Origin of the sequence: Hydrogenophilus thiooxidans (genome assembly GCF_019049855.1) — a bacterium.
GTDB lineage: Bacteria > Pseudomonadota > Gammaproteobacteria > Burkholderiales > Rhodocyclaceae > Hydrogenophilus > Hydrogenophilus thiooxidans.
This window is the reverse complement of the sequence record NZ_JAHLSY010000022.1, coordinates 19,793-29,949: the sequence shown is the minus strand read 5'-3', so window position 1 is coordinate 29,949 and position 10,157 is coordinate 19,793. Positions and strand designations below refer to the sequence as shown.

Annotated in this window: 12 protein-coding genes; 1 reads left to right on the top strand and 11 read right to left on the bottom strand. The window is 60.3% G+C overall.

Annotated elements, in window-relative coordinates:
• Positions 1-198: 198 nt before the first annotated feature.
• The 11 genes from radA to tsaB are packed head-to-tail and all read right to left on the bottom strand — an operon-like array spanning position 199 to position 9,466.
• Positions 199-1,587: a DNA repair protein RadA gene (gene radA / locus KUL93_RS09515; protein WP_217126818.1), complete on the bottom strand. Its 1,389-nt coding sequence runs from the start codon at positions 1,585-1,587 to the stop codon at positions 199-201.
• A 21-nt stretch (positions 1,588-1,608) separates the two neighbouring features.
• Complete coding sequence (locus KUL93_RS09510; protein ID WP_217126817.1) at positions 1,609-2,550, bottom strand: LysR family transcriptional regulator; 942 nt, start codon at positions 2,548-2,550, stop codon at positions 1,609-1,611.
• A gap of 3 nt (positions 2,551-2,553) precedes the next feature.
• On the bottom strand, positions 2,554-3,435 hold the full coding sequence (rluB, locus tag KUL93_RS09505) for a 23S rRNA pseudouridine(2605) synthase RluB (RefSeq protein ID WP_217126816.1): 882 nt from the start codon (positions 3,433-3,435) through the stop codon (positions 2,554-2,556).
• A complete protein-coding gene (gene scpB / locus KUL93_RS09500) occupies positions 3,432-4,007 on the bottom strand; it encodes an SMC-Scp complex subunit ScpB (protein WP_217126815.1) in 576 nt (191 codons plus the stop codon). The genes rluB and scpB overlap by 4 nt, the downstream gene beginning before the upstream one ends.
• Entirely contained in the window at positions 4,007-4,879 is an 873-nt protein-coding gene (locus tag KUL93_RS09495; protein ID WP_217126814.1) for a segregation and condensation protein A, read from the bottom strand. Before KUL93_RS09495 ends, scpB begins: the two co-directional genes overlap by 1 nt.
• 13 nt (positions 4,880-4,892) lie before the next feature.
• Positions 4,893-6,095 (bottom strand): tryptophan--tRNA ligase, encoded by a 1,203-nt coding sequence (locus KUL93_RS09490; protein ID WP_217126813.1) that lies wholly within the window; start codon positions 6,093-6,095, stop codon positions 4,893-4,895.
• A 5-nt stretch (positions 6,096-6,100) separates the two neighbouring features.
• A complete protein-coding gene (locus KUL93_RS09485; protein WP_217126812.1) occupies positions 6,101-6,766 on the bottom strand; it encodes a site-2 protease family protein in 666 nt (221 codons plus the stop codon).
• Positions 6,766-7,413 carry an L-threonylcarbamoyladenylate synthase gene (locus KUL93_RS09480; protein WP_217126811.1) on the bottom strand — a complete coding sequence of 216 codons (648 nt, stop codon included), beginning with the start codon at positions 7,411-7,413 and terminating at the stop codon, positions 6,766-6,768. Before KUL93_RS09480 ends, KUL93_RS09485 begins: the two co-directional genes overlap by 1 nt.
• 9 nt (positions 7,414-7,422) lie before the next feature.
• Entirely contained in the window at positions 7,423-8,256 is an 834-nt protein-coding gene (locus tag KUL93_RS09475; protein ID WP_217126810.1) for a uracil-DNA glycosylase, read from the bottom strand.
• Positions 8,253-8,723, bottom strand: a complete 471-nt coding sequence (rimI, locus tag KUL93_RS09470) for a ribosomal protein S18-alanine N-acetyltransferase (protein WP_217126809.1) — start codon at positions 8,721-8,723, stop codon at positions 8,253-8,255. Before rimI ends, KUL93_RS09475 begins: the two co-directional genes overlap by 4 nt.
• A complete protein-coding gene (gene tsaB, locus KUL93_RS09465; protein ID WP_217126808.1) occupies positions 8,720-9,466 on the bottom strand; it encodes a tRNA (adenosine(37)-N6)-threonylcarbamoyltransferase complex dimerization subunit type 1 TsaB in 747 nt (248 codons plus the stop codon). The genes rimI and tsaB overlap by 4 nt, the downstream gene beginning before the upstream one ends.
• Before the next feature lie 42 nt (positions 9,467-9,508).
• On the opposite strand from tsaB, the gene KUL93_RS09460 reads away from it, so the two are divergent.
• The gene (locus KUL93_RS09460; protein ID WP_217126807.1) at positions 9,509-10,156 is read left to right on the top strand and encodes a septation protein A; all 648 of its coding nucleotides are present in this window, start codon (positions 9,509-9,511) and stop codon (positions 10,154-10,156) included.
• Position 10,157 lies beyond the last annotated feature (1 nt).

Below are 10,157 nucleotides of genomic sequence, written 5' to 3'. Positions count from 1 at the left end.
CATCTACCGAAGCAGACGCACACCCACTCAAAGGCGCCCACACTTATCGGCTATCCCAAATTGTCAAAGAACCAACATCCTCGCGACAGAAGCGGAACTCTAACACATCAAGCACCACCCCGTCAACTTCTTCTACGCAGCGCCGTGACGCTTTTTGGAGCGTGCTACCTCGCGTTGCGTAGCGTTGGAATAGGAATTCTAATCGTTCTGTATGAGTTCTGTCAACGCCCCGATCTGTTCAATCGCAATCACGTCCATCCCCGGAATCGGTTGTTTGGGGCGGTTCGCTCGCGGAACCCAAGCGAGGCGAAAGCCCAATTTCGCTGCTTCCCGAAGGCGTTCCTGTCCTCTGGGTGCTGGACGAATCTCACCCGCCAAGCCAATTTCACCGAACGTTACGAGCGAAATGGGAAGCGGTTTGTTGCGCATCGAAGAGAGTATCGCCGCCACAACGGCAAGGTCCGCCGCGGGTTCTACGATGCGAACGCCGCCCACAGCGTTGAGAAAGACGTCCCATTGGGTGGTGGCGACCCCAGCATGGCGATGCAAGATCGCAAGCAACATCGCCAGTCGGTTGCTGTCCAAGCCGACGGCAAGGCGCCGGGGATTGGGGCTGGTCACCGGATCGACGAGCGCTTGGATCTCGACCAAGAGCGGACGGGTTCCCTCGACTGTCGGCAAAATGACGCTGCCGGGAACGTCTGGGCGATGTTCGGAGAGAAAGATCGCTGAAGGGTTCGCCACTGCTTTGAGCCCGCGATCGGTCATTGCGAAGACACCGAGTTCGTTCGCGGCACCGAAGCGATTTTTGAACGCGCGAATCAAACGAAAGTTCGCGTGGGGATCCCCTTCGAAATAGAGGACGGTGTCAACGATATGTTCCAGGACACGTGGTCCTGCCAAACTGCCCTCTTTGGTCACGTGACCGACCAAAACGATCGCAGTGCCGGTCGTTTTGGCAAAGCGGGTGAGCAGTGCGGCGCATTCCCGCACTTGACTCACCGAACCCGGCGCTGAGGTGAGACTCTGGGTGTAGAGGGTTTGGATCGAGTCGATCACGGCGACACGCGGTTTTTGTTGCTCGAGCGTGGCAAGGATCCGTTCGATTTCGATTTCGGCAAGAAGCGGCAGCGCAATTTGCCCCAATCCCAAACGATCGGCACGCAGCGCAACCTGTTCCGGGGACTCCTCCCCAGTCACGTAGAGGGTTGGTCCATTTTTTGCCGCTTCGAGCGCCCCCAGACACTGCAAGAGCAGGGTCGACTTGCCAATGCCGGGGTCGCCACCGAGCAGGACGACACCCCCCGGCACGAGCCCGCCGCCCAAAACTCGATCCCATTCCGACAATCCGGTTGTGATCCGCTGAAGCGGTTGGCGGTGGACCGCGTCGACCGTGACGACCGCCGCTGATACGCTCCCTGTGAGGGATTGCGGCGTGGTGGCACGGCCCCGGCCGCTTGCCCCGCGCGAGGGCGCATTGACCTCTTCTAAAGTGTTCCATTCGCCGCAGTGCAGGCATCGCCCTTGCCAACGCGGGTATTCGGCACCGCATTGGCGGCATTGGAATTGGGTCGTCGGTTTGGCCATCACCCGCAGGAAGCGCCTTGCTCAACTTCCAAAGAAGAATTCGGCTTTGGGCAGCGAGCGCTCCATGGCTTGGAGCCGCTCTTTGGCAAATTCGGCAAAGACGTTGATTTTTCGCGAACGGAATTTGTCTTTGGGGATGATGATCACGAAAGGGGTATACAAGGGTGGGTCGAGCGGAAGGGCCCGTAAGTCAGCGGCACGGATCTCTTCAAGCAGCGCGGCACGTGATGCGATCGCGACCCCAATCCCCGCTGCCGCAAGGTGTTTGACGCCGGCAAGAGTCCCGATTTCGGCAGCGATATTGAGCGACGTGGGGTCGATACCCGCATTTTCGAAAAACTGCTCGGCCAATTCGCGGATCGCGTTGCCGGGGTCGCGCTGGATGAACGGATATTCCGCCAATTCGCGCGCAGTCACCCGCTTTTTCCCCGATTTTGCAAGTGGGTGACCCGGTGCAAAGATCGCCCACAATTCGTCGCGCCCAGCGGGAATCTCTTCGATGTGGGGATCATCGGCGACGATTTCGATCATTCCCATGTCGAGTTCGCGGTTCGCGACCCGGTTCTGGGTCAATTCCGAGTTCCCGACGATCAGGCGCGGGATCACGTTGGGATGACGCCGCTTGAACTCTTCGATAAGACGCGGCGCCCAGAATGCGGCAAGCGTCGTTGAGCAACCGATCGTAAGCGGTCCGCGTAATTCTTGGGTCAATTCACTGATTCGGGTCTCGAGTTCATCATCGAGCAGGATCATCCGCTCGGCGTAGGCAAAGACGATCTCGCCTGCAGGGGTCAAGCGCAATTTGCGGTGGCTGCGATCGATGAGCGTCGTGTCGAAGTGCTCTTCGAGCTGTTTGATCTGAAAGGTCACCGCAGGTTGCGTCATACCCAACCGTTCCGCGGCACGGGTAAAGGAGCCCGATTTGACGACGGTATAGAAAACACGCAAACGGCGATCTGCCATGGTCTATCCTCCTCTCTTTTTGTTGTCGGACGAACGGTTGGGACGCGATGCGCGCGGACGCGGGATACGCGGTTTCGCAGCCGTTGCCAACCCTTTGGGCAAGGGAATACCGAAGAGGCGAGAGACCTCCTCTGCCGGCAACTCTAGCCACATGCCGCGTTTGAGTCGGGGCGGTAGCGCGATCGGACCATAACGGACGCGGATCAAGCGACTGACCGTATACCCCAGCGCTTCGAACATCCGCCGCACTTCGCGGTTACGCCCTTCGCCAATGGTTACCCGATACCAGTGGTTCGCTCCCTGGCCACCGATATCGACGAGGGTATTGAACTTGGCAGGGCCATCCTCGAGCACGATGCCCTCGAGCAATTGCGTTTGATCTTCGGGGGCCAAAGTGCCCAGAATTCGGACAGCGTATTCCCTTTCCCACCCGTAGCGGGGATGCATCAAGCGGTTGGCGAGATCCCCATCGGTGGTAAGGATCAGCAAACCAGAGGTATTGAGGTCGAGCCGCCCCACCGCGAGCCAACGGCCGCGTCGCAAAACGGGCAAGCGATCGAAAACCGTGGGACGCCCTTCTGGGTCGTCGCGCGTGACGAGCTCTCCTTCGGGTTTGTGGTAGAGAATCACCCGCGGAAACGCCGTTGCGCGGCGCCATTCGATCAGTTTGCCGTCCAGTTTGATGCGGTCTCCGGGTTTCACTCGGTCACCCAGTTGGGCGGGGCGATCGTTGAGCCGAATGCGCCCAGCGCGAATCCATTCTTCGATGGTTCGGCGCGACGCGAGCCCCAATCGAGCAAGCACCTTTTGCAGACGCTCTCCCGGTTGCGCAGCTGGCGCTGAGGCGGCACCGTCATGGGCGGTAAGGGCATGATTGCGTGTCATGGGTCGATGGCATTCCTGATTTTGGCCGCATGCTCTGCAGCGACTTCGGGTAAGGAAGGGAGTTCGTCACGGCTCTTGAGGCCGAGATCACTCAACAAACGCGGTGTGATCGCCCACAACGCCGGCCGCCCCGGACCGTCCCGATGGCCGACGATCTCGATCCACCCGCGCGCTTCCAGTTGTCGCAATAAGTTGGGCGAGAGTTCAACCCCCCGAATTTCCGAAATCTCTCCGCGCGTCACGGGGCCTTGATAGGCGATGATCGCGAGGGTTTCGAGCAGGGCGCGGCTCAAATGTCTGTTTTGCTGCGCAAAGAGACGGGCCAGGTAGGGTTGAACCTCCGCAACGGTGCGAAAACGCCACCCTTCTGCAACGCACACGAGGGAAAGCGCCCGCCCTTCCCATTCCCGTTGCAATTCTGCAAGCGCCGACGCAATGATGTCGCTACCGGGATCAGGATCGAAACATTGGCGGAGTTCCGCGATGGTGAGCGGCCGATCGGCAGCGAAAAGAATCGCTTCGAGGATCCGGCGTACCGGCCAATGAGCGGAAGGTTCTTGGGTGCGCTGCATTATCCATTCCCCTTTTCCAGAGCCAAACGAGCGAGCGCTTCGTCTGCGGACTCAGTGAGCGCGACGACGATGGGCGCAAGGGGTTCGTCTTGGGTCAGGTCCACCGCGCCGAGACGTGTCAGTTCCAACAATGCGAAAAACGCCGTGACCAGGTAGCGTCGCTCCGCGGAGGGGGGCAACAGTTCCGAGAACGTCAGCGGTCGGCGCGCCAGCCGAAGCGTCTCCACAAGTGCCTGACTGACGACGGTGACCGTCAGCGGCTCTTCGACCACTTCGTGGGGACGCCGCTCATCCTGCCGCGCCAGGAGCCCCCACCATGCGCGCGCCAGCGCCTGGAGCGTGGGTACCGGTAGCGGAGGGGCGATCGGTTCTGCCACTTCGACAGGATGCGTCCAGGTGAAATCGCGACCGGCGCGAGGCAGTCGATCCAAGGTCTCTGCCACCTGGCGATACTGCTCGTAACGCAAAAGTTGCGCGACGAGCCTTGCCCGCGGATCCTCTTCCGGCGCTTCTTCGCCCGCTGCTCCCTCCGCAGCGCGTGGCAGAAGGAGCCGCGCTTTGAGCGCGATGAGGGTCGCTGCCATCGCAAGGTACTCTGCAGCCAGATCAAGGTCGAGCGCCTTCATCGTTGCGACGTATTCCAAATACTGCTCAGTGAGCTTCGCGACGGGAATGTCTCGCAAATCGATCCGGTTCTTGCGGATCAGGAACCACAAGAGGTCGAAAGGGCCCTCGAATGCTTCCAGCAAGAGGCGCAAAACCTGCGGGGGGATATAGAGATCTTCAGGAAGCTCCGCAAGCGGCGCGCCGTAGAGGCGCGCAACCGGATGGTGCGTTTCGTAAAGCGTTGCGTTCACCGCAGAGGTCGGCACGGTGGGTCTCACATTAGGTGTAGTCGATTCCCATCGCTTCGCGGACGTCACGCATCGTCTCTTGGGCGACTTTACGCGCTTTTTCGCAGCCGTCGGCGACGATCGCGCGCACGAGCGACGGGTCGTCGAGATAGGGTTGTGCCCGTTCGCGAAACTGCGCCTGCTCCTTGAGGATCGCGTCGAGCACCGGTTGTTTGCATTCGAGACAGCCGATTTTCGCGGTTCGGCACCCTTCTTGGACCCATTGGTGACAGGTGGCGTCGGTGTAGATTTTATGGAATTGCCACACCGGGCATCGCTCTGGCTCACCGGGGTCGGTCCGACGCACACGGGTAGGATCGGTCCGCATCGTGCGCACTTTTTTGGTGACGATTTCGGGCTCTTCGCGCAGAGCGATCGTGTTGCCGTAACTTTTCGACATCTTCTGTCCGTCGAGGCCAGGCATTTTCGCCGCTTCGGTCAAAAGCGCTTCCGGTTCGACGAGGATCAACCGGTGCCGCCCTTCAAGATAACCGTACAGCCGCTCCCGATCCCCTAACGTGAGGCTTTGCGCCTCTTCCAACATCGCTTTGGCTTGCGCGAGCGCCTCGTCGTCACCGTTTTGCTGGTAACGGGTGCGTAACTCCAGGTAGAGCTTGGCCCGCTTTCCACCCAGTTTTTTCACCGCTTCGAGCGCTTTGGCTTCAAATTCCGGTTCACGGCCATAAAAATGGTTGAAGCGGCGAGCGATTTCCCGTGTGAGTTCGATATGCGGCACTTGGTCTTCGCCCACGGGAACCCGATTGGCGCGATAGATCAGGATGTCTGCTGCCTGCAGCACCGGATAACCCAGAAATCCGTAGGTGGCAAGGTCTTTGTGGGAGAGCTTTTCGATCTGATCTTTGTAGGTGGGAACCCGTTCCAGCCATCCGAGCGGCGTACTCATCGAAAGGAGGAGATGAAGTTCGGCATGTTCGAGCACGCGCGATTGGATGAAGATCGTGGCTTGGTTCGGGTTGATCCCGGCGGCAAGCCAGTCGATGATGAGGTCCCACGTGTGTTGCGCGATGGTTTGCGGTTCATCGTACTGCGTGGTCAGCGCGTGCCAGTCGGCAACGAAGAAGAAACAGGGATATTCGTCTTGCAGCTTCACCCAGTTCTTCAAAACGCCGTGGTAATGCCCAAGATGCAGTCGCCCGGTAGGGCGCATGCCAGAGACGACCCGTTCCGCGTACATGAACGTCAGACTCCTATGCCGACCAAAGAGAGAAAAAAGTGCCGAAAGAGGGCGTAGAGCGGCCAGAGGATCATCGACAGACCGCCCGAGAACAAGAGCAGCAACACGATCACCATGCCGTAGGGTTCCAAACGGGCGACGTTGCTGGCCAAACGGTAGGGTAATGCGGCCACCAACATGCGCCCCCCATCCAGCGGGGGAATGGGCAAGAGATTGACGAGCGCCAAAATCAGGTTGATGTGAATGCCCGCATCGCTCATTCGAGCCAGCGCCAGCCAACTCCCCCCTGGCCCAAACAGGAAGGCCACTTTGAAGAGGAAGGCCCATACAAGCGCCTGGGCGAGGTTGATCATCGGACCAGCCCCCGCGACCCAGAGCATGTCCTGCTTGGGGCGGCGCAAAAAACGCGGATCGACCGGAACCGGCTTCGCCCAGCCAAAGAGCATCGCAGAGCCACCGAATAGAGTCGATAACGTGAGGATACCGACAGGAACCGCAACCGTTCCAACCGGATCGATGTGTTTGATGGGGTTGAGGGTGATTCGTCCCAGCCGCTCCGCGGTGCGATCGCCAAACACGCGCGCCACGTAACCGTGCGCAGCTTCGTGCAAGGTGATGGCAAGTAAGACCGGAATCGCCCAAACCGCGAGCGTCGCGATGAGTTCTGCCATCACGTTTCGCTTTCAACCACTTCGAGCCCGAGGCGAGCCGGATCCCCCAAGCCCAGGCGACGGATCACAGGCGGGCGTTCCGTCAGGTCGATGATCGTGGTCGCACCCTGGGGCATCTCTTCGGTGTCGACGACCGCCGCGAGTACGTGCCCCAACTGGTCGAGGATCGCATCGGGGTCGGAAAGTGGTTCTTCGGCACCGGCGGGTTGAACGGTCGTTGCTAGTAGCGGCGCACCGTGCGCTGCCAACAATGCCTGCACGACCGGGTGGTCGGGCACGCGCAGGCCGATGGTTCGCCGTTTCGGATGGAGCACACGACGAGGAAGTTCGTGCGTTCCCTCCAAGATGAAAGTAAATGGCCCTGGCGTACCGAGTTTGAGCAGACGATATTGTTGATTGTCGACCCGGGCGTATTGCCCCAAAATAGAGAGGTCGGAACAAAAGAGGGTGAAGAGGTGATTGTCGTCAACCCCCCGCAAACGGCGGACTTGCACGAGCGCGTTGGCGTCCCCCACCGGCCAGACCAGGGAATAGCTGGCGTCGGTAGGAATCGCGACGATCCCCCCGTTCGCCAAGATTTGGGCGAGTTGCGCAATCCCACGGGGTTGCGGATTGCGGGGATGGAGCGGTATTCGCTTTGCGGTCATAGAAAACGATTATACCTGCTGCATCAAAATTCGGCGCGCAAAGAGCAAGTCTTCCCACGCCTTTCGTTTGTCTGCCGGGTTGCGCAACAAATAGGCGGGATGGTAGGTGACGACAACGGGAATCCCGTGGTAATCGAAGCGACGACCACGCGCTTGGGCGATTTTCACCTCTTCGTTGAGGAGCGCAAAAGCAGCTGGCTTGCCCAACGCGACGATGATGCGGGGCGCAAGGAGCGCGATTTGACGCGCGAGGAACGGGTTGCAGGCGGCGATCTCTTCCGGGTGCGGCGTTCGGTTCAAAGGGGGGCGGCATTTCACCGCGTTGGCGATATAGACATCCGCACCGCGTCTGAGCCCAAGGGCAAAGAGCATCTCATCGAGCAACTTCCCTGCCGGTCCGACGAACGGCTCTCCCTGGCGATCCTCTTCGCGTCCCGGTCCTTCGCCGACAAAGAGCCAGCGGGCACGGTGATCCCCTACACCCGGCACCGCTTGGGTTCGCTCACGCGACAACGGACAGGCTTGACAGCGGCGAATCGCCGCTTCGAGCGCCTCCCAATCCATCGTAGCGATCTGCTTCGACCGCTCAGGGGAAGGCGACGGTGGTGTCTCAGGCGGCACTTGGGGCGGAGCTGGTTGGAGGAGCGCTTGCCATTGCCTCTGCCGGGACGGTTGTCGCTGCGGCGAAGGTGCGGTATCGATCGCGTCGCTCTGCGGTTTGGTTTGGGCATCGGTCTGCGTCTGCGCAGAACGATCGGAGATAAGCCAACGGGACCGCAACCGCCAAAACGGCGTGAGTTCCATCGCATCGAGCCATGCGAAACGGCGCAACGGATCGGTCATCGCGCGCTCCCGTCTGCGGTGCGATCCTTGCGCATCACCCAGGCATCGATGCGCTGGCCATCGGGTAGGCGATAGTAGGCTTTGCGGAGCGCTACCCGCTGGAAACCATGCCGTTCGTAGAGACCGATTGCCGGTCGATTGTCGGCTCGGACTTCGAGCCAAAAGGTGGCCGTTTCCTGGTTATGGGCGAAGAAATGGGCCAGTAGGCGCGCGCCAAACCCCTGTCGGCGATAGGGTTGCGCTACGACCAGATTGAGTAAATGGGCTTCGTCAGTGACCCACAGGCCCACGAGATAACCGACAGGACTGTGATTGCAGCGAAGCGCCCAACCTCGCTGGCACGCATTGGGTTGCCAACAGGCCACAAAATGGTCCGCTTGCCAAGGCATGGTCTGGCATGCTGCCTCAAGAGGAAGGAGCCAATCGAGATCAGCACGGGTAAGCGGATCGATCGTGACCGCGTTCATGCCCTACTCTGTGTTGCCGCTTCGCGTTTCTTTGCCCGTAACGCTTGCTGTTCTTCCAGGGTCAGCGCGACGCGCTCCCGGACATAAACCGGTTGCGCTGCATCGGCGGCGACGAATTGCTCCTGCGCGGCGGCTGCGCGCGCCGCGGCAAGGAGCGCTTCGGGCGCGATCGCGTCGATCCAGCGCGTTTCGAATGGCGCTGGCCACGATTCCGGCCAACGCTCGGCGAGGCGAAACCCCGCGAAACGAAATTCGGTACCATCGGGATCAATCGCGATCTCATCCCAGCGGGCGGAATGCGGTGAGACGAGTGCGGGTTCCGAACGTGGTTGCCATTCCCCGCCCGCGGTCACTTCGAACCAACGGTGGTACCACTCACCCATGCGGGCGTCGGCAGCAACCCAGACGCAGCCACTCGGGCCCTCCGGGTATGCCGAGCGCCCGACCAGTGCCAGCGCGTCGAGCGCCAACAGAGGTTTGCCCAACGCCATCCCCATCCCCTGCGCCACCGCGCACGCCAAGCGAACCCCGGTGAATGCCCCGGGTCCCGCACCGAACGCGATCGCATCGATCTCCTGCTGCCAGTTGCCAAGCCCCTTTTCCGCAAAAGTCTGGGCAATGGCCGCGAGCAAGTGCTCGGAGTGGCGTGCATAGCCCTGAAGCTTACAGGTATGCACCGCCTCGTCCCACTGGACGGCGACGCACGCATGGTCAGAAGCGGTATCGAAAGCCAAGATTTTCATGCCTGCGATTGTACCGAGAAAAGCAGGTACAATCGTGTCACCATGAAGTTTCTTTTCGACCTCTTTCCGCTGATCGCGTTCTTTCTCACCTACCAGGTGCTGAATGTCCTGCCCGACTGGCGCGACGCGCTGGCGCCTTGGTTCGGTGACGGGATTGCACCCGATCGGGTGCCCATCCTTGCGGCCACCGCAGTCACCATCGGCGCGACTGCGTTGCAGATCGTCTGGCTCAAAGTACGACGCAAACCTGTCGACAAAACGCTCTGGGTCACCTTTTTCCTCGTGACGCTCTTGGGTGGAGCAACGATTTTCTTTCACGATCCCCGTTTCATTCAGTGGAAACCCACTGCGGTCTATTGGTTCATGGCGCTCGCGTTATGGATTGCGCGTTTGAGCGGCCGCAACCTGATGGAACTTACGCTGCGCCACCATGTCCAATTGCCGCCGCGAAAGTGGCGTATCCTTTCTGATGCGTGGTCCGGTTTCTTTCTTTTTTTGGGCGCGCTCAACTGGTGGGTGGCCAGCCACTTCAGCGAAGCGGTATGGGTCCAGTTCAAGCTCCTCGGGACGTTGGGATTGACGCTGCTTTTCGTCGTGGGACAGGCACTTTGGCTACACCGCCACGCACTGCTCGATCCTTCGACGAACACACCGAACGCGACCGGTTCGAGACAGGGTGAAGAAAGCTAGT

What these genes read in the sequence shown, in the direction of transcription:
- KUL93_RS09475 (WP_217126810.1), bottom strand. Translation starts at nt 8,256, where the DNA reads ATGACCGATCCGTTGCGCCGTTTCGCATGGCTCGATGCGATGGAACTC.
- radA (WP_217126818.1), bottom strand. Translation starts at nt 1,587, where the DNA reads ATGGCCAAACCGACGACCCAATTCCAATGCCGCCAATGCGGTGCCGAA.
- KUL93_RS09510 (WP_217126817.1), bottom strand. Translation starts at nt 2,550, where the DNA reads ATGGCAGATCGCCGTTTGCGTGTTTTCTATACCGTCGTCAAATCGGGC.
- KUL93_RS09490 (WP_217126813.1), bottom strand. Translation starts at nt 6,095, where the DNA reads ATGTACGCGGAACGGGTCGTCTCTGGCATGCGCCCTACCGGGCGACTG.
- KUL93_RS09460 (WP_217126807.1), top strand. Translation starts at nt 9,509, where the DNA reads ATGAAGTTTCTTTTCGACCTCTTTCCGCTGATCGCGTTCTTTCTCACC.
- rimI (WP_217126809.1), bottom strand. Translation starts at nt 8,723, where the DNA reads ATGAACGCGGTCACGATCGATCCGCTTACCCGTGCTGATCTCGATTGG.
- scpB (WP_217126815.1), bottom strand. Translation starts at nt 4,007, where the DNA reads ATGCAGCGCACCCAAGAACCTTCCGCTCATTGGCCGGTACGCCGGATC.
- KUL93_RS09480 (WP_217126811.1), bottom strand. Translation starts at nt 7,413, where the DNA reads ATGACCGCAAAGCGAATACCGCTCCATCCCCGCAATCCGCAACCCCGT.
- tsaB (WP_217126808.1), bottom strand. Translation starts at nt 9,466, where the DNA reads ATGAAAATCTTGGCTTTCGATACCGCTTCTGACCATGCGTGCGTCGCC.
- rluB (WP_217126816.1), bottom strand. Translation starts at nt 3,435, where the DNA reads ATGACACGCAATCATGCCCTTACCGCCCATGACGGTGCCGCCTCAGCG.
- KUL93_RS09485 (WP_217126812.1), bottom strand. Translation starts at nt 6,766, where the DNA reads ATGGCAGAACTCATCGCGACGCTCGCGGTTTGGGCGATTCCGGTCTTA.